The organism is Paenibacillus lentus, assembly GCF_042714055.1.
Lineage (GTDB): Bacteria > Bacillota > Bacilli > Paenibacillales > Paenibacillaceae > Fontibacillus > Fontibacillus lentus_A.
Map to the genome: position 1 here is coordinate 95,089 of NZ_JBHGVC010000012.1, position 19,715 is coordinate 114,803.

Consider the following 19,715-nt stretch of genomic DNA (forward strand, 5'->3'; position numbering starts at 1 on the left):
CGGAAGAAGATAGGGGAGGCAAGGGTCATGAATAGGAGCGGGAGTATGAATAGAAGCAGAAGCAGAAACAGAACTAGAGGCAAGGGCAGATTGAATTCCATAACATTGACTGCCGCGGCGGTATCGCTGATCATGCTGGCGGGCTGTACAAGCATGAAGGAGAAATCCGATGAAGCGATTGGCCAAGCGGTAGGCTCGCTGGAGCAGTCGGTAATCAATGTGGCCGAAGAATGGGGGCAAAGAAGCAAGGAAGCAGGATTGTCCCGGGATATTTCGACGAGCCGGCAAGTGGGCAAGGCTACGACGCTTAGTCTCGATCATTCGGTAGGAAATATTAAAATCAGTGCCTACGACGGGGAAGAAATACGTATCAACACTACCGTTTGGTTCGGTAAGTCGACCAAGCTGGAGAGCAGGCAGCGCATTTTGGATCAAGCAGAGGTGTCGGTGACCGAGAAGGGTGATCAATTGGCGATCGCAACGCATCCAAAGGGGGAGCCAAATACAAGCCTATGGGCTTGGGCCGAGAAGAAATACGGGATTTCTGATTTCATGATCGATTATGTTATTGAAGTGCCGGCTACGATCGACAGCTACGATATTCATAATGATGTCGGTGTCGTTGAGCTTGTCGACCTGAAAGGAAGCTATAGCCTGAGCAGCGAAGTTGGATCGATTCGAATGGATAACGCGGTCATTACAGGGAAATCGTCGATAAAAACGTCCACGGGCAGCGTTGAAATGCATATTGCGGAAATGAACGAGGAAAGTCAGCTCAACGTCAAGACAGAGGTTGGCAATATCAATGTAGCACTGGACGATTCTGTACAGTGCACCCTCGTAACCAAAACCGAGGTAGGGGGAATTAGCGGCGCCCCGGAAGGAACCAGTGAAATTAATGGAGGCGGGGGAGAGATCACGCTCCAATCCGAAATCGGTACGATCGTGGTGAACTAATGCGTACATTAGAAGATGGATTCAATCCAGTTAGCCTGATTTTTAAGTGAATTCGAATACTAGATGTATTTTATGCTGTTAGTTAAGCTTCTTTTATAAAATATGCCTGTGCTAAATAGAAGTTATGCAGTTAGTTTGCTCTATTCGGATCAAATCGTCGTAATAGTCCGAAACTAAATGTAGGTATGGACTTCTGTCAAGAAAGTGGACACCTATTAAGTGAAAGTTTATGCCGTCTTACAGTTAGTTGTCCCTGACATGGCAAATGTCAACAAACTAAGTGTATGAAATACATTTAGATACACTTTGAAACGCATTCAACACAGTTTGTATAAATTAATGCCTTAAGAGAAGCAGGCCGTCCCCAGTATTAGGGAACGGCCTGCTTTCACCTCTATCGCTATCCAAGATGAGGCCCATTGCCACGTTTGGTCTTATTCGCGGAGTAGAATCTCCCCAAAGGCTCGCCCATTTTAACCTTGCAGCCCTCAGCGAGCTCAGGAAGCGGCTCGAATGTGCCGTTTTCGATGAGCAGGACGACCGTCGAGCCGAATTCGAAATAAGCCAAATCATCACCGCGGTTCCATTGATTTGCCTTGGCATCTGTATATTTAATGCTGCTAACATTCATGGCGCCCACTTTAACGACGGCAACTTCGCCGAGATCATGGGAAATATAAGTGATAAGCCGCTCGTTTCGGCTGAGTACGGTTCGCATATGCCTCATTCCAAAGTCATTGACCGGATAGACCTTTCCCTTAATATGCTCGCTTTCCAGCTTGCGTCCCGTTACGGGGGCATGAATGCGGTGATAGTCCGTCGGACTAAGATAAAGCACGAAGAAGTAGCCCTGGTTATATGTTTCAATGCGCGGGGAGTGATTGAGCAGTTCCTCCAGCGAGTAATCCTGGCCTTTGACGTTAAGAATGGTTCCCGATTGAATTTCCCCCATGGCCGTAATTAACGCATCGACGGGACTGATCAATCCTTCCGGCAGGGCGTGAATCGGACGCATATCCGGCTTCAGCTTGCGCGTAAAGAATTCGTTCAGCGTCCTGTATTCTTTAATGTCCTTCTCCGCCTCATGCAGCGGAATGCCATAGGATTTAGCGAAGGCAGGTATAAGGAGTCGGCTTGCTTCCGAATGAGAAAACCGTCCCATCAGCCGGGAGATCCATTTCCGGGAGGTAAGCTCAGTCATCCATTTCATCCATTTTGCGGTCAAATTTGTTCCCCCTAAATTACTGTGCTGAACAAGTATGCTGCCGTTTTCCATTTCCGATTATATTGACATATAATATAAACTAAATCAACAACGAAGCTGTAATAATTAAATTATGCTTGCTAGTATAGCAGCTCTTGTTGTATGGTTAAGTCAATCGCATAGTGATACGGGAGCTTGAGATGAATCAGGCTGAGATTACAGCATAAACCGCTGTTGACCGTTAATCTGATCTGGATAATGCCAGCGTAGATAATCCGTCGTTCAAGGTTTTCATGTGCCTATGAACTCTTACAGCCGCCTGAGCATATCCAGTCGGTTTTTTTATTTTTTAGCCATACTAATCTAAGAAGCAAGAAGAAGGGGATGACCGTAATGCAAGAGGCAGTACAAAAAAGAGGTGGACGAGGATTGAAGCTGAGCGATCTGCTCGTAACGATCCTGGTGTCGCTCGTTCTGGGAGTAATTTATTATTTCTGGAGCGCTGTTTATAATTTATTTTCGTTTTTCCCGCAGGCGGATGAGCTCGTCTATGGTATGTGGTTTATGGCTTCTACGCTTGTATATTTGTTGATTCGCAAGCCTGGCGTGGCGTTAATCGCCGAAATCGCCGCAGCGCATGTATCGATATTGTTCGGCAGCGAGTGGGGAATACAGCTCGTCATGTATAGCGTGCTTCAAGGCCTCGGGGCTGAGCTGGTCTTCGCAGCGTTCCGGTACAAAAACTACTCGGCATCCGTGGCGGCTTTGGCCGGAATAGCTGCGGCGATCGGATCATTGATTCCGGACATTTACTACGGCTACATCCAGGATTATCCGACCTGGCTGCTTTTAGCCAAATACGGGATGCGCGCGGTCAGCTCGGCTCTCATTTGCGGATACTTGGCGTTTGCCATAGTTAAAGCGGTAGAGGCAACGGGGGTAACTAATCTTCTTCGTCCTGTGGAAGATAAAGATTATGCGGCGCTGGACGATTAGGCAATGATACCTATACTGACACATGAGGCCGCAGCAAGCGACCAACAGAACCAGGCAGCGGCCATAGCAGCGGGCGTAACCGAGCTGCGGCTTAAATTTCCGGGGGAAGACCGTTTTGTCTTTAAAGATTTTACTATTCATGTACGGCAGGGCGAGAAGGTGTTGCTGCTTGGCCCCAGCGGAAGTGGGAAATCAACGCTGCTGCAAGTGCTTTCGGGCATTATCCCTTCACTTGTCGAGGTGCCGATGCGCTGTCAGGAACAAATTCAGCCTGCATCCTGGGGATTCGTATTTCAGGATCCGGACACCCAATTTTGCATGCCCTATGTGGATGAGGAATTGGCATTCGTTCTTGAAAATTTAGCGGTTCCCCAAAGTGAAATGCACGGAAGGATGGAGGAGGTGCTCCGCGCGGTCGGACTTCGTCTGCCGGAGCTGCATGTACAGATCGACTCCTTGTCCCAAGGCATGAAGCAGCGGCTGGCGCTGGCCTCCGTCCTGCTCTCTGATCCACAGGTGCTGTTTCTTGACGAGCCTTCCGCGCTGCTCGATCCGGAAGGACGGGAACAGATTTGGGATACGGTGAAGAAGATATCGCCAGATCGGACGCTCATTATTGTAGAGCACCGGATCGAGGAAATTGCCGGCTTTGTCGACCGGGTCATTCTGTTTGGCCCGGAAGGACAATTGCTTGGCCAAGGAACGCCGGAAGAGGTGTTCGGCACCTATCAATCCGAGCTTAAGGAATTCGGAATTTGGTATCCCGGCGTATGGGAGCATTATTTTACTTCTCCGGAAGGGGAAGCGCTCCTAGAACCTGTTCTAGCGGAACGGCCCTTGCCTGAGCCAGCGGAGAAGCTGCTGGAGTTGGCTCAATTCCGGGGGCTGAGATACGGCAAACCGGTTATTGAGGTGGAGGAGGCCAGTATTGCTCCGGGGGATTTCATTGCGGTGACCGGGCCGAATGGCGCAGGCAAGAGCTCCCTGCTGCTAAGCCTGATGGGCTTGCTCAGCTCGGAGGGAACCTATTTGCTGAAGGGACGGCCCTTGGATGGCGAGCAATTCGGTCAGACAGGGAAATCTCCAGGACGAAGGCGGTGGAGAAAACGTCAAAATCAGGTAAAACAGGCGGCCTCTTATATCAGCTTTGTATTTCAGAATCCTGAATTCCAATTCGTAGCTGAACAGGTTGCGGAGGAAATCGCCTTTTCCTTGCGGCAGGAAGGGATGGATGAGGAGGATATATCGAAGCAAGTAAGCGAGGCTTTACTTACCTTCGGTCTGGAGGGCTTGGGTCACCGCCACCCCTACCAGCTTTCCCTGGGACAAAAGCGGAGATTAAGCGTGGCGGGCGCTGCAGTGTTGAACAAGCCCATACTGCTTCTGGACGAACCGACCTTCGGACAGGATGCCGTAAATACTTTTGCTATTTTACAAGTATGCGAGGAACTGCGCCGTCAGGGGACGGCGGTCATCATGGTTACGCATGAGGAGAAGATTGCGGAGATTATTGCCACTAAGCGCTGGGAGGTAAGGGAAGGAAGAATCGTTTCCCAACAGCTGACAGAGCGTGGAGATGAGATGAAGCAGTTGAGGAACAGAAACGTACTGGCCTCGCAGGAAGAGGGAGACCGATGAGACAATTTCTTACGCCGACTAGATTAACCTGGTTGCATCGGGCTAATCCTGCCGCCAAGCTGGGCATGATTTTGCTGCTGTTTCTGCTGACCTTGTTTACGCATAGCTTGGATTTTATCGTTTATCAGGCAATCGCCGTCTTCCTTGTCCTATTCTTGATGAGTGGACATCCTCCGTGGAAAATCATGCTGCTGATTCTCCCGTTGTTGCTTGTTTTCGTATCTTCGTCCATTACGATGATTTTGTTCGGCAAAGGGGATACGCTCTGGTGGAAGTGGGGGATCATTCGCATTTCCGAAGAGAGCTTTTATCGGGGGATTCACATCGGCTTTAAGTCGGTCACATTTGCGGCAGAGGGGCTGCTGTACGTGCTGACGACCTCCTCGGTGGCCCTGTTCTATGCCCTCATGCAGAAGGTGCGGCTGGCTCCAAAATATGCTTATAGCTTTATGGCCTCCGTACGGCTGCTGCCAATGGTTTGGGAAGAGTTCCAAATTCGGCGCAATGCGCTTGAAATTAGGGGCGTTCGGCATGCCCGGGGCATGCGCGGCTGGATTGAACAAGCGAAGCTGTATGCGGTGCCCCTGCTGTCCCAAAGCATTCGCCGCGCTCATCGCGTAGCGGTCGCGATGGAATCTAAGGCATTCCATAATAGCCGCCGGAGAACATATTATTATAAATCCGTATTTACGCTATATGATTTAGGAGTGCTTTTATTGCTGGCCTTGGCTTTGGCGGCAGCTTACAGCTTGTCGCAGCTGTATCCGTTGTTTGGCATTGCAGATGTACGATATTAGCAAGAAAGAAAAGATAGAAGTCCAGATTCGCCTCAGGCGGGTTTGGACTTCTATTTTTTGCGCCGCCCCACGGCTAGTCGAATACAAGAACAACGATCACCTCGTTTTACTCAAGCTTTCAATCATCTCAGACTGATTGTGGTCATATAAATATCTAGCAAAGTCCATCGGTCGTTGATACGTTTCCTTCCATATATCCGTCAACCCGGCTTTTCGAAATCCGTAACGTTGATCTCTGCCATTGCATTCAATGAAGTAGGGCTGCCCATCCAGCGTCAACCCGATGTCTATTCCGAGATCGGCGAGCAGAGGCAGGCGTGATGATAAATATCGGGCTATGGAGAGGGAAAGCATTTCTACGTGGTAAAGGGCAGTCGGCACGAGCCTTGCAGGTATGCATTGGGTTAGCAGCTGAACGGGATAAGGACAGCCGCCTTTGCTAATGTTGGAGAGAAAGCTGCTTTGCGGAGCAATTTTAATGAACATTCCGGTGATCCCCCATGTGCCCAATGCACCGCGCTGAACGGTAACCCGCAGATCCAGGGGCCGTGATTCATATTCAGCAAGCGGAATGCGCTCCTGCACAAGATAAGGGGTTTGAATAAATTGGCGGTGAAGCCAAGCGGGCAAGCTATCCCGGCCGATTCTATCGGTGATCCAGCCTCTCCTTGCCTTGGCAGGATGCGTTAACTTCCAACCCAGGTGATCCCGCTGCAATCTCATGATTCCGTGCCCCACCGATCCGCGTACAGGCTTTAAAATTAAGTCCTCATATTTCAACATCATGTTGTGCAGTGATTCGGGGGTAGCCTCGGCCGTATCCGGAAGGTAATCGCGTAATTGAGGATCATCCTGCAAGAGGCGATGGATAATGTTTTTCCCATAGCGGTTGTTGGCATTAAAAATGTAAATGCCTTGGGTTGCGAGGCTGCGAAGCTTACGGTGGACGGATGAGTCTCTATATAGAGCGCGATTGTGAATGACCTTCGGCGTAGGAATTGTCATTCTAACGTAATCATAGCCGCTTTTCACGTAGGCAATACTACGATTTCTTTCGGTATCCATATCTCCTATTCTTAGAAAGCAAGGAATGAATCCGTTAGCCCGTGCCGCTTCTTCATAGTTGGATATCGATTCCTGGCCGGTTTTGCGTTGGGGAATTCCCCGGTACATGCTGGAGTTAAGCAGAATACCGACACGGTCTTGCCCCATGGATTTTCCTCCTTTGTATGTCCGTCTCTTGGTTCAATTTATGTGGAAGCACCTGAAAGGCGTGGACGACTGCTCTGCTTCAACAGCCTGTTTTGGTCATGGTAGCCAGTCACGGGGCATACTTTTCATTGAAAATTAACCTCGGCGGAAGACAGTGCATATTTTAGAATACGGGTTTATTTTGGTGAGAGGAGGCGGGGCACATGAGCAGACAAAAAGTGGCGGTCATTACTCCGGGAACCTTCGTGATTCCTTCGGGACATAGCAGCTCCGTCGAGCGCGTCATTGAGAAGGTGGCTCCTCTGGCTGCGGATGAATTGGAAATTCGGATATTCGGTCTATCGGACGGTCAGGTTCCCGCTCTGGGGCAGCTTGCCTCTATCCCATGCTTTCGCATGCCTGGAGGCAAGCAATACTTAATCTCGCTATTGCGTCATTTAAAGAAGTGGCATCCTGACATGATAGATGTTCATAATCGCCCTCTGCTTGCTTTTCAATTGAAGAGCAGGCTCCCGATGGCCAAGGTGTTCCTGACCCTCCACTCCACCACATTCTTTGCAGTCTCCTACCAGCCAGCGACGCGGATGCGTTATATATTGGATGGCGTGGATCGGATTATAGTTAATAGCCAGTATTTGAAAAAAGAGCTCCAGCGGCGCTTTCCATCGATCCGGACTCCAATTTCGGTTAATCCATTAGGGGTAAGTCTGGAGGATTTCACTCCCCGTTGGACCTCTCCGGGGGAATATTTGCGGCAGGCTAGACTTGCCAACTTAGGGTGGAGCCGCCGGAAAATTGTCATGTTCATCGGGCGCTTGCTTCCTTCCAAGGGAGTTCATCATTTGCTGAACGCCCTTCCGGTTATATTGAAACAGGAGAAGGAAGCGATGCTGGTCATCGTCGGCAGTGCGTATTACGGGGTAAACCGGGAAAGCCAATACGTCCGGCGCTTGAAAAGGATGGCTGAGCCCTTTAAAGATAGGGTGGCATTTCTTCCTTATGTCCCTTATCCGAACATAGCTGATTGGTATAACCTGGCGGATCTTGTAGTCGTTCCTTCCGGGGAAGAAGAGGCCTTCGGCCTGGTAAACGTAGAGGCGATGGCATCGGCGGTACCCGTTGTAGCCAGCCAGGTCGGAGGCATACCCGAAGTGGTCATCGACGGAGAGTCCGGATTGCTGCTGCCCCAGGCCTCGTTGCCCAAGGATCTGGCCAAGGGAATTGTAGCCATACTCGGAAGCGAAGCGCAGCGCAAAAAGATGGGGCAGGCGGGACGGGAATTGGCCCGCCGCAGGTTTCGTTGGCAGCATACGGCGGCACGCTGGGTTCATTTGATGAAAGGCCAGGATGCAAAAATATAGCAAACGAATAGATAAAGAGACTATTTTCGCGGGTGGATCGCTCATTCGCGAGAATAGTCTTTTTCTTTAGAGCTGAGCTTGATTTATAAAAGGAAAGGGTCTGTACGTTTGCCGTTGCAACGCCCCTGGACCAACATACACTGTATGAGGTAGTACAAAAAGCCCTATTGGTTCTACTTTGCTGCAGTTGGAACTGGGAGGTGACATTATGCTCAGAAAGCGCAGGCTGGTTGGCCGCGCTGCACGGCAGAATAGAAATTACAAACGGCCGGACTGGCGCGTGAACAATCATCCCAACCCAGTAGTGTCTATTATTATTCCAGCGATGAACGAAAAAGCTACACTAACGGGCGTTCTCTATGAAGCTAGCAGGGTTCATCCCCAAAGCGAAACCATCGTCGTGGCTAACGGATCAACGGATGGGACGCCAGCCATAGCGAAAAAGCGGGGAGCCCGCCTCATCACGGCTGCCGAGCCGCTTGGACACGACGTAGGACGGCGAATCGGCGCAGAAGCTGCAAGAGGGCAAATATTGTTGTTTATTGACGCCGATATGGTCATTCCAGCCGTAGAGCTTCGCCCCTTTGTCAAGGCGGTAAAAGAGGGAGTGGATGTGGCTCTCAATGATTATTTGGGGCCTACGGGAGGACGGGAGGTTCATCCGGTCGTTCTGGCCAAACATTCCCTGAATGCGTTGCTGGGCCGTTCCGATTTGAAAGGGGCATCCCTGACGGCTGTTCCACATGCCATGAGCCGCGTTGTAATCGAAGCCCTCGGTTATAGGACGCTTGAAGTTCCGCCATTAGCATTAACAATAGCTGTGCTTCGGGGGTTTAAAGTGCAGGCAGTTCATTCTGTACAGGTAGGAAGGATAAATCCGACTAAATACAGGGGCAAGAGGGAAGACCCGCTGACCAGCCTGATCGCAGGAGATCATTTGGAAGCCGTACATCGGCTCATTCTTGAACGAGGGTCGCGCGGGGGATACGGTGATCTCGGGCGCCAACGAGACAAGGTGAGGTGAGGGGCATGCCAAGGAAAAAGCCGGGGAAGCCGATGAGACAACAACGATCTGCGGTCACAGCTCACGCCCGCAGCCGCTATAAGCACTCTCTGCGATTGCGGAAATCAGGAAAGACTGAAATGCAAGGCAAAGCTAAATTGGGAGAGCTTGAGCATCGAGCCAGTGAGGCAGGTTATCTAGCTGCCTTTCGGCATGCGGAATGCTCCCTTTCGTATGAGCATTTGCAATCCTCTTACTGGGAGTGGTTCAGGGAGGCCCTAGATACAAAGCTGTCTTGGCGCAGTATCCTATCCATTTCCATGGCTTACCGCCATGGCTACAACATGATTGCCAAGCAGCCGATGCTGGGAATTCCACTGCCGATCCGGGGAACGGTAACCGCGGTCGTCTCTGCCAGCAATGAGGAGAAGACGGTTGCTGCCGTCATTTCGGAATTATGCCGGCTGCCCATTCGGGAAATTATTGTCATATTAAATGGTTGCAAAGATAGCAGCTTTCAATCCATAGAAAGGAATGAACGTGTAACTGTAATTAGTTATCCCAAGCGGCTGGGACATGATGTTTCCCGTGGAATCGGCGCTTCATTGGCTACCGGAGATGTCGTGTTGTTCACGGATGGCGATATCGTGCTTGCTGCAGAGGATTTAGTTTCTTTTCTGCTGGAGATTGACAAAGGGACAGATGTTGCTCTGAATGATATCTCCCCTTACCTGCCCCCATTTTCAAAGCAGGACGCGGTCACTCGCAGCAAGATGTTTCTGAACCATATGCTTGGACGGCCCGACTTGAAGGCAAACTCCCTGACGGCAGTTCCTCATGCCATATCCCGCCGGGCTATTTCAGTCCTGGGAGCCCAATCCTTTATCGTGCCTCCCAAAGCACAGGCTCTGGCCATCGTGCAGGGACTTGCGATCCGGGCGCCGCAGTCGGTGGATGTCGTCAGGAAAAATAGGATACGCAGCGGAAACGTCGGTGCTGGCAATGAAGTAGCTCAGCTCATCATTGGAGATCATATCGAAGCGCTGGAAGCGGTGATGGGCTTGCAAGGGAGCAGGCTGAAAATGACGAGGCTGCCACGCAGTGAACTGGCGCGGAGGAGGAATCGCCGATGAACGAAACGAAGCTGACGAGCATCATTATTCCAACGCATAACGGTCTGCATTTATTAACTTCTTGCATCGAGTCGATTCACCGGCATACCGAAGTACCGTATGAAATTATTGTCGTCGACAACGGATCTACGGACGGAACGCAGGAATACTGCATTCAAGCGGATCTCACGCTTGTGGCACTGCCAAGAAACGAAGGGTTCCCGGCTGCCTGCAACCGGGGGTTGGCCATTGCCTCCGGCGAGCAGCTGCTGCTCCTGAACAATGATGTCCTCGTCACACCGCGCTGGCTGTCAAACATGCTTCGTGCCCTGTACAGTGCGGATGAGGTTGGCATTGTCGGACCGCTGACGAATTATGCGAGCGGACGCCAGCAAAAGGACATTGAATGGGGAACGCTGGAAGAATTTATGCAAATCGCTGAACGGCATAATCAAGCCGATTCCGAAAAGTGGCAGGAGGTTCAACGCCTTGTCGGCCTATGCTTCTTATTTAAACGAAGGCTGTGGGAGATCATAGGGCCGCTCGACGAGCGATATTCGCCTGGGCATTACGAGGACGATGATTATTGCTACCGGGCACGTCAGCATGCATTTCGGCTGCTGATTAGCGGAGATACGCTCGTATATCACGCGGGGAGCGCCAGCTTTGCGGCAGAAAATCCTGGCGGCTGGAATTCACTTATAGAGCGTAATCGCAGGCAATTTATCGATAAGTGGGGGATTGATCCGTGGATATATATGTGAACAGGAAAAATCAGCTTTAGGGGAGGGGAGCATATGAAAGGTGTAATTTTGGCGGGAGGGACAGGAACTCGTCTTCATCCGTTGACTCGAATCGTTAATAAGCATCTTCTCCCGGTCGGGAGCTATCCGATGATTAGCTATGGTATTGAACGGTTTCGGCAAGCAGGAATAACAGACGTCCTCCTCGTAATCGGCAAGCAGTCCGCGGGATTGTATACGAATTATTTAGGAAGCGGGGAGAACTTTGGTGTAAGCCTGACCTATCGCGTACAAGAGACCGCGGGGGGCATTGCCGAAGCGTTAAATTTGGCTAAAAGCTTTATCGTGCCGGGTGAAAAATTCGTTGTGCTGCTGGGCGACAATTTGTTTCTGGACGATCTAACGCCTTATGTGCAGAGTTTTGCGAAGCAGACTCACGGAAGCGCTAGGGTGCTGCTGAAGCCGGTGGATGATCCGAGAAGGTATGGGGTTCCGGTATTCGATAAGAATCGCCCTGACCTGATTTCTTTTATAGAAGAGAAGCCGGAAAAGCCGCAATCCAGCTATTCGGTGACAGGAATATATATGTATGATGATACGGTTTTCGAACGCATTAACACGATAAACCGCTCTGCCCGCGGTGAGCTGGAAATTACCGATGTGAACAATTTATATGCCAAGGACGGGAAGCTGGAGTACGATATCCTCCAATTATGGTGGGGGGATGCCGGAACGTTCGAATCCTTATTGGAAGCCGGGGTAAAGATGAGAGGGGTGCTTCCTTAAGGTTGAATCAAGATCATGACGAGTGAAAGGAGGGAGCTTGCATGGAAGGCAAACGCCACAAACGTCCAACACGCCGCAAACGTGATTTGACCAGGACTAGAAAACGCTTTGGTAAGACAGGCAGGCGAACGCCGCTCCGTGAACGTGTAAGCTCAACAAGGGGACGGCTTCGCAAAAATACTCCGGCGTCTCTTCCCGAATATAACTTGAGCCGGAACGTGAGAGACGATATAGAAAAAGAGGCGGAGACTTGCCCGGGGAATATGGCCTCCTCTGAACGGGACGACAATATCGCCTATGAGGAGGGCTATAACAAAGGCTACTATGAAGGCGGAGAAGCCAAGCTGACGCGGCAGCTCCCTCCCCATACCGTGCTGCCGGATATGACCCTCGATGATGTGATTGCTCTTGGGGTTCGGCAAGCAGCTTCTTCGCTTATTCCTATCCTGCCCCCGGCCGCTGTATATACGGAAATCATTCAAGCCCTGGATCAGCGGTTGCCATTATCGGTCATTCGCCTTGGCGACGGCGAACTGCTCACTTTGGCGCATGATATGGTCATTTCCGCGGAGCAGGCCAGGCATATGGGGCCGTTTTTGCCTTACGCTGGGGTAATTCTTCCTGATGGGGCGGCCCGCAAGGCATTAGCCGATTCCCTTCGCCAGGCGAGCATTGTGGGAATTCCCGAATCACGGCATCCCTCCTTCCAAGGGCTGCTATTCCCGGTGCTGAAGCAGTTGGGCATCCCCTACTACAATTTGAGAATGACCTCCTCCACGGTGAATTATGCGTTACACGAGCAAGGTCTACTCTATCAAATGCTTCGAGGCCGCAAGCTGCTTCTTATAGGGAATAAAGCCGCCGGATTATCGAATGTGCTCAGCGGGCACGGCTTGGAGGTTGTCGGAATCGTTACTCCGGTTAACGGGGTGCATGACGTGCGTCGTATTATGGGACAAATTTCGGACATGGATTTTGATCTCGCCCTTGTAGCGGCAGGCGTTGCCGCTGTTATGATTTGTACAGCCATTGCCAGAGAGCTCGGCAAAGTATCGTTTGATACGGGGCATTTGGCGAATCTTCTGGAGAGCGGGGAATCTCTTTTACTGCCTGGCTTGGGGGTGAATGGATGAGTAGAGATGGACATAGAGCGTTGCGCCAAGCAGTGCAAAGGGAACGGGCAGAAGCGGTAAGGCGTTCAAAGATAAAATCCGCAGAGAGGTATGAGAAAGGATATCAAGCCGGATATGAACAGGGAGTAATGGAGGGACGGCGGACTTTTGCTCTTCCTTTTGAAGGTACGAGTATCATTATTCCTACTTACAATCAAAAGAATTTAGTGCTGCAATGCATTGCTAGCATTGAAGCTCACACGGAGCTCCCCTATGAGATTATCGTTGTGGACGACGGTTCAACGGATGGAACCAGCAAGGCGCTGCAAAAGCGAAGAGGAGCGATTCGCGTCGGAATCCACCAGCAAAATTTAGGTTTTGCCAGCGCAGTTAATACCGGATTAATGATGGCAAAAGGCCGCACAATCGTGCTGTTAAATAATGATGTCCTCGTAACTGAACGCTGGCTGAGCCAAATGCTAATTGCCCTGAACAGCAGTTCAGCGGCAGTGGTCGGCCCGGTTACGAACTATATTAGCGGAGAGCAGCAAATAAATACTTCCTATAGCAGCCTGCCGGAGATGGAGGCGTTCGCAGCGAAGTACAATGCGAGCGATAGTTTGAAATGGCGGTATACCGACCGCCTTGTTGGTTTTTGTCTTTTATTTCATCGGCATGTGTTTGAAGAGGTCGGCTACTTCGATGAAGGTTATGAGATCGGCAATTTCGAAGATGACGACTGGATCCTTCGGCTGCAGCTGCAGGGCAAGCGCCTGATGATTGCCGGCGATACATTCGTGCATCATATCGGAAGCGTAACGATGAAGAGCCTGGGTGAAGAAGGCTTTGCTGCTGTTAACGATAAAAACGAGCACTTTTTTCGTGAAAAGTGGGGCAATTTCTCAGAGCTCTCTCAGCGGATGAAGGAAAAAGACGGGGGATTGCGCAATAGACGGTCTGTTGATTTTTTTCCTACGCATATTTGGGTGGAGGGAGGCTCCGGCAAGCGTTTTTGGCTGGAGCACGGCGTGAAGTATCCGTTATCCGGGTCGTTAATTACAGGAGCAGTGCCTAATAAGACGGTCAGGCTGTCGGTTATCGATTTGTTGCAAATACCGACGGGAATACAGCCCTCGAATATCGGGTTTAATTATTCCGGAGGAGCCCGCCTGCGGGAGGGAATGGTCGTGCATACCGGAAATGGCAGACGTTATCAGCTTGACCGGGGGCAATTGCGTGAAATTGCCTCCGTTTACGCATGCAGGCTTTGGGGGCTGCCAATGGAGCCGGAGCTAATTACGTTAGAGGAATTGAAGCAGTATGAGGAAGGCACGCCGATTGTGCCGCCTCCCAGACTTAGATCGGTAGAATTATAATCCTGGTTATCAGTAACGACGAACCTGGCCTCCGCATATGCTGGAGCAGGTGAACCCGGGAGCGGTTATCAGTTATACTGTCGTGCCCGGCATAATCGAGTGAAGTAGGAGGAATCCGGGTGGAACAAAAAATTACGGATATGATCATTCATATCTCCCACTCCCATGGGCAAATCGCGCGAATTATCGATGCTGAGCGGCAGGTTGCGGTTCGTATAGCGCAAATTATTCATGCTATTCCTGATGCTGAACCGGCCTTTGACGGAACGGACGGGTTGATCGAAAATACGGGACGCATTAATAAAAGCGTTGTCTCCTATTTGAATTCAATTGCTGATTTTGAGGAGGCCATGGCTGAAAACTTAGGACTCGTGATCAAGGAATTAAAAGATCAGGATGAAGAATAGGTTGATACGAGTGAGGATGATACGATGAGCAGAGAACAGTCTTTTTTGAATGTGTTGGAGGCGGCAGCGAAGGTTCAGTGGAATGTTTCTATGATTCTGGAAGCGAAGGCGGTAGAAGCTGAAAAGGTTCGCAACTGGGTACTGAATCATGTGCACGGCGGGAGCTTCGAGAGCCATGAAAAAATGCTGTCTGAACCGCTTGATATCCATGAGCAGCTGGTTGAAGTGATAGACGGTCTAACTAAGCTGCAGAACGGATTCTGCAGCAATCTGAAAGCCGTGCTCATATCGGAGGAAGAGGAATCGGGCTCTGGCGATGGTGATGGGTTTGACGGCTTGTTCAGCGGCTCCTTTGATTTGGAGGATTCGGAGAAATGATGACGGGAATCGGCTCCGCCGAGGCATCTAAGCTGCGGTTGATAGATTCGATCGCCAAGAGTCAAACGGCGATGGCACGGATTCTGGACAGCTTGGCGGATGTGTCAGACCATTCGGCTGAGACGGCTCGTCATTTGGCACAAAATATTCAAGTATTAACCAAGTATCAGCAGGCCATAGCTCAAACCGTATGCGGTATTACGCTGCATCAAGTACATTATGGAACTCCTTCAATGCCCTGGATTATGGACTCCTGCTATCCAGCAAATATTGCAGCCCGAGGAGAACGGGAGGATAATGAATGTTAACGACCAAACCTTGGCGGAAACGTCGATCAAAGCTAGTTAAAAAAAGAAGAGCAGGCTCTGGCAGCAAACGTAAATTGTCACTTCGACGAAGACGCAGGCTTCTAGGCAGAAAAACAGGCCATCGAACCAGGTATGGACGATTACGGAGAAGAAAAAAACGCCTTCCAGCACCGGTACAACAGGCTGAGAATGTCCTTCCAGTGGCGCCCGAGCCTGTACATGAGGTTCCTCCACAAAGAGTTCCTGTAGATGATCCGGCTTTATATCAGCAAGCTTATGATGAAGCTTACCAGGAGGGATTTAATTCGGGATTCTCGAAGGGCTTCGAAGATGGTCACAAATTAGCCTATAAAAATAGAGTTTGAGTGCAATCAGCGGGCTTCAGCCCCGGGTTAACCGGTGCGGAAGCCCGCTTTTGGTTTGCCGCTTTTGCAGTAGGCCAGGCGGTTGTCCTTTCATGGCATTCGCCAATTTATGAAGCTTCCGGGTAGTCGTCCATGATGCACATGCCCTCCGCGCATATATTTATACAGACCTATGAAATTCCACTATAGATAGGATGAATGCCTTGAAGAATACGAACAAGTCGGATGCGAGCGAAACTTTTCAGGCTGGGTTCCTTGAAGGCTACCGGTTCGGAGGATGCCAGGCCGTCCTTGAGCGGATTCCAAAACAAAGATCCCCCAGTAAAAGCAATTACCGCGTTCTTTATATCCCCCAAGGCTTTGAGGCGATCGATCGCGGGGTGGTGGAAGCGTTGAGCGAACTGACAGCAGAATGTATCGTGGCAGACCCAGAGTCAGCTTTAACCATGGCCGTAGCCACTCGACCTGATCTGGTACTCGTGATGAACGGGCTGCACGTATTTCCGCCCGATCATGAGAAGCAGATTCTGGCTATTCGCGAGCGGGGGATTCATACCGCCATCTGGTTTGTAGATGATCCTTATTTCACAGACGATACGGTACGTATTGCTCAGTGCTTTGACGAGGTGTTCACGCATGAACTGGAGTGCGTAGCGCTTTATCGGCGAATGGGCTGCCCGAATGTTCATTACCTCCCTCTTGCCGCAAATCCGCAAATATTTCGTCCGGTACGGACCCTGCCTGAATATCACTACGATATCTGCTTTATCGGCAATGCATTCTGGAACCGGGCAGAGATCTTTGATCAAATGGCTACGTATCTGCAGGACAAAAAGGTGCTTATTGCAGGTGGACACTGGGATCGCCTGACGAAATATGACCAGCTGTCACGCTTCGTCCGCAGCGGCTGGATTCCGGTAGAAGAGACGGTGTCTTATTATAACGGTTCTAAAATCGTCATTAATCTCCATCGTCCTACGACGGCAGGATCGGATAACCGAAATAGCATGGATATTCAAGGGGGTTCAATCAATCCGAGAACCTACGAAATCGGAGGCTGTGGAACACTGCAAATAACGGATGTCCGTGGCGATTTAACTGCGCATTATGAACCAGGGTATGACATCGAGACATTTACTGATGCGGCAGAGCTACAGACGAAGATCGATTATTACCTGGAGCATGATCAAGAGCGTCTTCAGTTGGCCTGGCGTTCTCTATGGACGACTCGCTTGAAGCATACGTTTCATGAACGTATTGGACGCTTGCTTGCCGAAGTGAAAATCCTTTAAGTGCTCTTATTAATTATTCAGAAGGAGTGACAGTATGTTCGTTCATTCAGAATCCGAGTCGGTGCCTCATACTTTGGAGGGAGAAGTTTATGATTCAAGGTGGAAAGGAAGGGAGGCCGGGTTAAAGGACGGCTTTGACGAGGGGTATTTACGCGGGCGGGCGAAAGCAATTATGGAGGCTCCTCATACCTCATTTCCAATCCGGCCGTTGAATGTACTTTATGTATCCTCGGGCAAGGGATTTCCTTATTCTCCTATTGATGAAGCGATCATAGCCACGCTTCACACACTGGCAACTGGGGTAAGCGTAGCGGAGCCTGGGCAGCCGGTTTCTGAGCTTGCAGTGAATGTTTCAGCCGATTTAGTACTTGTACTCGATGGAATGGAACTGCCCGTCGAAGAAGTAGATGCGATACGGGCAAAAGGAATAAGAACCGCGATTTGGCTGACGGATGATCCCTACTATACCGATATGACCGTCAGAACTGCACCGCATTATGACTATGTTTTTACCCTGGAACGCAATTGCCTGGATTTCTATCGTTCTGCAGGCTGCGCAAATGTGCATTATTTGCCTTTTGCAGCCTATGTTCAGCATTATCGTCCAACGCTTACCCGTTCTCCTGTTCGGCGGGAAATCAGCTTTATCGGCTCCGCCTACTGGAATCGCGTTCAATTCCTGCAGCCGATTATCGGCGGGCTTATTGATAAAGGCCTGATGATAAATGGAATTTGGTGGGATCGGCTGCCTGAATACGCCTCCTACCCGGATCGAATTGAAATTGGAAAATGGATGGGGCCCGGCGAGACGGCAGAAGTTTATAGCGGCTCAAAAATCGTACTGAATTTGCATCGTTCCCCTCATGATGCGTCTGTGAATAACAATACGATCGGCCTTACGGCAGCTTCTCCGAACCCCCGCACCTTCGAAATATCCGCATGTGCGACATTGCAGATTGCCGATGTACGGGATGATCTGAGTAATTTCTATACTCCTGGACAGGAGATTGTAACCTTCAGCAGTCCAAATGAACTGCTTGAAAAAGTGAATTACTATTTGACCCATGAGACGGAACGTCGTGAAATTGCCCTTCGAGCCTTAGAGAGAACCTACCGGGAGCATACGTATTCCCATCGTCTCCACGAAATGCTAAGCCGGATCTTCGGTTAGTCTGTCATTCGATTACCGAAAGAGGAGGTGAGGATCTCCATTTGACCCTGAAGAGGAGAGAGCGTTATGTCAGACATGAAGAAGCTGTTATTATTCTCGCACGTTTGCAACAAGAGAAATATAACAGGAGCAGAGAAGCTGCTGCTCTTTCTGGCCAAGAAGCTATCGGGCTACTACCAATGCGCCATAGTTGTTCCTAAGGAGGGCGAGTTATCCCAACTGGCTGCCCAATGCGGCATAAGGACAATTATCCAAAATATTCCACTGCTTTACGGGATGTGTTTACCGGATGAAGGGCTTGCTCATCAAGCCGAGGCATTTCTAAAGGACGCTTCGTTCAAAGAAACCACGCGATTATTATCTGAAGAACAGCCGGATTATGTGCTGGTCAATACGAGTGTCCATGCTGTTCCGGCAATGGCAGCGAAATCTATGGCTATACCCGTGATTTGGCATATTACTGAAGTCATCGCCAATAACGAGTATTTGATGACCTCTGCTGAGATCATTGACCGGTACAGCGATTGGGTCATTTGCATTTCGGAATCGGTAGCAGCTCCCTTACGCGAGTGCTCGGGCAGGAAACTAAGCCTCCTGTACCCTTCCTGGTCTTGGAATGATTTTAATCCGCATTTATGGCCGCAGATGCGGGAGCAGCAAAGACACGAGTGGAAAGTAGACTCTGCGGAGAAGCTGATTGGCTATATATCGTCCTATCTAACCGCCGAGAAGGGGGCAGACCATTTTATTAATGCGGCCCTAGAGCTAGCAGGAAAGTACAGGGATACCAAGTTTGTGGTGATAGGCACCGAAATCAATAAGCTGTTTTATCGAGGGCTTAGACAAAAGGTCAATGATTCTCCTTATGCCGAGCGTTTTATATTTATCGATCATGTATCTGATATCGAAGCTGCTTTCAACGCAATGGATGTCGTTATAGTTCCAAGTGTACGGGATGAAGGCTTCGGCCTTACGGCCATGGAGGCAATGATCCTCAGTAAGCCCGTCATTGCTTACGCATCTGGAGGCTTGAATGAAATATTAAGATATACGGGCAATGATCCGTTTCTAGTTGCCCTCGGGAATTATCAGGAGCTTTGTGCCAAAGCATCCTTGCTCCTTGAGGAGCCTGGACTGATGGAATCTGTAGGCGGCAGCAACCGAATCCAGATTGAAGCCTGCTTCGGTCCAAATGCGTACGATGCTAATCTCCAGGCTGTAGTGAACTGCATCAACGGCCTAACAAGCAGTAACATTTCGAATTCGGATCCGCCAACGGCTCAGCCTAAATCCAAGCCGAGGCCAAAGGCTCGCCGGCTTGGCAAAAAGGCCAGATTATATCGTCTTGGCCGAGGGAAGCGGAGTCTGCGGCGCCGGCTGAAGGGAAGCAAGACTCGAACGAAGCGAAGAGGCAGAACCCAACGTCGCCCAAAACGGGCTAGCCGAACGAGAAAGAAGCAAAGAAAAGGGCTGAGAACTTCAACAGGGAGATGAGAT

20 protein-coding genes are annotated in these 19,715 nt (G+C 50.2%); 17 read left to right on the top strand and 3 right to left on the bottom strand.

Annotated features, from left to right (window positions below; translation table 11 throughout):
• Positions 1-45: 45 nt before the first annotated feature.
• Entirely contained in the window at positions 46-957 is a 912-nt protein-coding gene (locus ACE3MQ_RS21995) for a DUF4097 family beta strand repeat-containing protein (protein ID WP_379396736.1), read from the top strand.
• A 400-nt stretch (positions 958-1,357) separates the two neighbouring features.
• On the opposite strand, the gene asd is transcribed toward ACE3MQ_RS21995, so the two are convergent.
• On the bottom strand, positions 1,358-2,182 hold the full coding sequence (gene asd / locus ACE3MQ_RS22000) for an archaetidylserine decarboxylase (RefSeq protein ID WP_379396738.1): 825 nt from the start codon (positions 2,180-2,182) through the stop codon (positions 1,358-1,360).
• A gap of 372 nt (positions 2,183-2,554) precedes the next feature.
• Between asd and ACE3MQ_RS22005 the strand changes: the two genes are divergently transcribed.
• The 3 genes from ACE3MQ_RS22005 to ACE3MQ_RS22015 are packed head-to-tail and all read left to right on the top strand — an operon-like array spanning position 2,555 to position 5,592.
• Positions 2,555-3,157: an ECF transporter S component gene (locus ACE3MQ_RS22005; RefSeq protein ID WP_379396740.1), complete on the top strand. Its 603-nt coding sequence runs from the start codon at positions 2,555-2,557 to the stop codon at positions 3,155-3,157.
• A gap of 3 nt (positions 3,158-3,160) precedes the next feature.
• Positions 3,161-4,795 (top strand): ABC transporter ATP-binding protein, encoded by a 1,635-nt coding sequence (locus tag ACE3MQ_RS22010; protein ID WP_379396742.1) that lies wholly within the window; start codon positions 3,161-3,163, stop codon positions 4,793-4,795.
• Complete coding sequence (locus ACE3MQ_RS22015) at positions 4,792-5,592, top strand: energy-coupling factor transporter transmembrane component T family protein (protein ID WP_379396744.1); 801 nt, start codon at positions 4,792-4,794, stop codon at positions 5,590-5,592. The genes ACE3MQ_RS22010 and ACE3MQ_RS22015 overlap by 4 nt, the downstream gene beginning before the upstream one ends.
• A 96-nt stretch (positions 5,593-5,688) precedes the next feature.
• Here the strand turns inward: ACE3MQ_RS22015 and ACE3MQ_RS22020 are convergent, their stop codons facing one another.
• Positions 5,689-6,804, bottom strand: coding sequence for a YheC/YheD family endospore coat-associated protein (locus ACE3MQ_RS22020; RefSeq protein WP_379396746.1), 1,116 nt, complete (start codon positions 6,802-6,804; stop codon positions 5,689-5,691).
• Between the two features lie 203 nt (positions 6,805-7,007).
• Between ACE3MQ_RS22020 and ACE3MQ_RS22025 the strand changes: the two genes are divergently transcribed.
• From ACE3MQ_RS22025 to ACE3MQ_RS22070, 10 genes are all read left to right on the top strand, one after another.
• A complete protein-coding gene (locus ACE3MQ_RS22025; protein WP_379396748.1) occupies positions 7,008-8,165 on the top strand; it encodes a glycosyltransferase family 4 protein in 1,158 nt (385 codons plus the stop codon).
• Between the two features lie 208 nt (positions 8,166-8,373).
• The gene (locus tag ACE3MQ_RS22030; RefSeq protein WP_379396750.1) at positions 8,374-9,189 is read left to right on the top strand and encodes a glycosyltransferase family 2 protein; all 816 of its coding nucleotides are present in this window, start codon (positions 8,374-8,376) and stop codon (positions 9,187-9,189) included.
• Between the two features lie 5 nt (positions 9,190-9,194).
• Entirely contained in the window at positions 9,195-10,301 is a 1,107-nt protein-coding gene (locus tag ACE3MQ_RS22035) for a glycosyltransferase family A protein (protein WP_379396752.1), read from the top strand.
• Positions 10,298-11,044: a glycosyltransferase family 2 protein gene (locus ACE3MQ_RS22040; protein ID WP_379396754.1), complete on the top strand. Its 747-nt coding sequence runs from the start codon at positions 10,298-10,300 to the stop codon at positions 11,042-11,044. The genes ACE3MQ_RS22035 and ACE3MQ_RS22040 overlap by 4 nt, the downstream gene beginning before the upstream one ends.
• Positions 11,045-11,077: 33 nt before the next feature.
• A complete protein-coding gene (locus ACE3MQ_RS22045; protein ID WP_379396756.1) occupies positions 11,078-11,809 on the top strand; it encodes a sugar phosphate nucleotidyltransferase in 732 nt (243 codons plus the stop codon).
• A gap of 41 nt (positions 11,810-11,850) precedes the next feature.
• Positions 11,851-12,942 (top strand): GT-D fold domain-containing protein, encoded by a 1,092-nt coding sequence (locus tag ACE3MQ_RS22050; protein WP_379396758.1) that lies wholly within the window; start codon positions 11,851-11,853, stop codon positions 12,940-12,942.
• Positions 12,939-14,297, top strand: a complete 1,359-nt coding sequence (locus ACE3MQ_RS22055; protein ID WP_379396760.1) for a glycosyltransferase family 2 protein — start codon at positions 12,939-12,941, stop codon at positions 14,295-14,297. The genes ACE3MQ_RS22050 and ACE3MQ_RS22055 overlap by 4 nt, the downstream gene beginning before the upstream one ends.
• A gap of 119 nt (positions 14,298-14,416) precedes the next feature.
• Positions 14,417-14,704, top strand: coding sequence for a nucleoside-diphosphate sugar epimerase (locus ACE3MQ_RS22060; protein ID WP_379396762.1), 288 nt, complete (start codon positions 14,417-14,419; stop codon positions 14,702-14,704).
• A gap of 24 nt (positions 14,705-14,728) precedes the next feature.
• Entirely contained in the window at positions 14,729-15,082 is a 354-nt protein-coding gene (locus tag ACE3MQ_RS22065; protein WP_379396764.1) for a restriction endonuclease subunit S, read from the top strand.
• Complete coding sequence (locus ACE3MQ_RS22070; RefSeq protein ID WP_379396766.1) at positions 15,079-15,390, top strand: hypothetical protein; 312 nt, start codon at positions 15,079-15,081, stop codon at positions 15,388-15,390. Before ACE3MQ_RS22065 ends, ACE3MQ_RS22070 begins: the two co-directional genes overlap by 4 nt.
• Positions 15,391-15,426: 36 nt before the next feature.
• Here the strand turns inward: ACE3MQ_RS22070 and ACE3MQ_RS22075 are convergent, their stop codons facing one another.
• Positions 15,427-15,624: a hypothetical protein gene (locus ACE3MQ_RS22075; protein ID WP_379396768.1), complete on the bottom strand. Its 198-nt coding sequence runs from the start codon at positions 15,622-15,624 to the stop codon at positions 15,427-15,429.
• Positions 15,625-15,949: 325 nt separating this feature from the next.
• Here ACE3MQ_RS22075 and ACE3MQ_RS22080 point away from each other — a divergent pair, with 325 nt between their 5' ends.
• From ACE3MQ_RS22080 to ACE3MQ_RS22090, 3 genes are all read left to right on the top strand, one after another.
• On the top strand, positions 15,950-17,047 hold the full coding sequence (locus tag ACE3MQ_RS22080; protein WP_379396770.1) for a CgeB family protein: 1,098 nt from the start codon (positions 15,950-15,952) through the stop codon (positions 17,045-17,047).
• Between the two features lie 34 nt (positions 17,048-17,081).
• Positions 17,082-18,218 carry a CgeB family protein gene (locus ACE3MQ_RS22085; RefSeq protein ID WP_379396772.1) on the top strand — a complete coding sequence of 379 codons (1,137 nt, stop codon included), beginning with the start codon at positions 17,082-17,084 and terminating at the stop codon, positions 18,216-18,218.
• 66 nt (positions 18,219-18,284) lie between these two features.
• Positions 18,285-19,712: a glycosyltransferase gene (locus tag ACE3MQ_RS22090; RefSeq protein WP_379396774.1), complete on the top strand. Its 1,428-nt coding sequence runs from the start codon at positions 18,285-18,287 to the stop codon at positions 19,710-19,712.
• The last annotated feature ends 3 nt before the right edge of the window (positions 19,713-19,715 follow it).

What these genes read in the sequence shown, in the direction of transcription:
- ACE3MQ_RS22055 (WP_379396760.1), top strand. Translation starts at nt 12,939, where the DNA reads ATGAGTAGAGATGGACATAGAGCGTTGCGCCAAGCAGTGCAAAGGGAA.
- ACE3MQ_RS22005 (WP_379396740.1), top strand. Translation starts at nt 2,555, where the DNA reads ATGCAAGAGGCAGTACAAAAAAGAGGTGGACGAGGATTGAAGCTGAGC.
- ACE3MQ_RS22035 (WP_379396752.1), top strand. Translation starts at nt 9,195, where the DNA reads ATGCCAAGGAAAAAGCCGGGGAAGCCGATGAGACAACAACGATCTGCG.
- ACE3MQ_RS22010 (WP_379396742.1), top strand. Translation starts at nt 3,161, where the DNA reads ATGATACCTATACTGACACATGAGGCCGCAGCAAGCGACCAACAGAAC.
- ACE3MQ_RS22050 (WP_379396758.1), top strand. Translation starts at nt 11,851, where the DNA reads ATGGAAGGCAAACGCCACAAACGTCCAACACGCCGCAAACGTGATTTG.
- ACE3MQ_RS22085 (WP_379396772.1), top strand. Translation starts at nt 17,082, where the DNA reads ATGTTCGTTCATTCAGAATCCGAGTCGGTGCCTCATACTTTGGAGGGA.
- ACE3MQ_RS22090 (WP_379396774.1), top strand. Translation starts at nt 18,285, where the DNA reads ATGTCAGACATGAAGAAGCTGTTATTATTCTCGCACGTTTGCAACAAG.
- ACE3MQ_RS22015 (WP_379396744.1), top strand. Translation starts at nt 4,792, where the DNA reads ATGAGACAATTTCTTACGCCGACTAGATTAACCTGGTTGCATCGGGCT.
- ACE3MQ_RS22030 (WP_379396750.1), top strand. Translation starts at nt 8,374, where the DNA reads ATGCTCAGAAAGCGCAGGCTGGTTGGCCGCGCTGCACGGCAGAATAGA.
- ACE3MQ_RS22045 (WP_379396756.1), top strand. Translation starts at nt 11,078, where the DNA reads ATGAAAGGTGTAATTTTGGCGGGAGGGACAGGAACTCGTCTTCATCCG.
- ACE3MQ_RS22025 (WP_379396748.1), top strand. Translation starts at nt 7,008, where the DNA reads ATGAGCAGACAAAAAGTGGCGGTCATTACTCCGGGAACCTTCGTGATT.
- ACE3MQ_RS22080 (WP_379396770.1), top strand. Translation starts at nt 15,950, where the DNA reads ATGAATGCCTTGAAGAATACGAACAAGTCGGATGCGAGCGAAACTTTT.
- ACE3MQ_RS22040 (WP_379396754.1), top strand. Translation starts at nt 10,298, where the DNA reads ATGAACGAAACGAAGCTGACGAGCATCATTATTCCAACGCATAACGGT.
- ACE3MQ_RS22070 (WP_379396766.1), top strand. Translation starts at nt 15,079, where the DNA reads ATGATGACGGGAATCGGCTCCGCCGAGGCATCTAAGCTGCGGTTGATA.
- ACE3MQ_RS22065 (WP_379396764.1), top strand. Translation starts at nt 14,729, where the DNA reads ATGAGCAGAGAACAGTCTTTTTTGAATGTGTTGGAGGCGGCAGCGAAG.
- ACE3MQ_RS21995 (WP_379396736.1), top strand. Translation starts at nt 46, where the DNA reads ATGAATAGAAGCAGAAGCAGAAACAGAACTAGAGGCAAGGGCAGATTG.
- ACE3MQ_RS22020 (WP_379396746.1), bottom strand. Translation starts at nt 6,804, where the DNA reads ATGGGGCAAGACCGTGTCGGTATTCTGCTTAACTCCAGCATGTACCGG.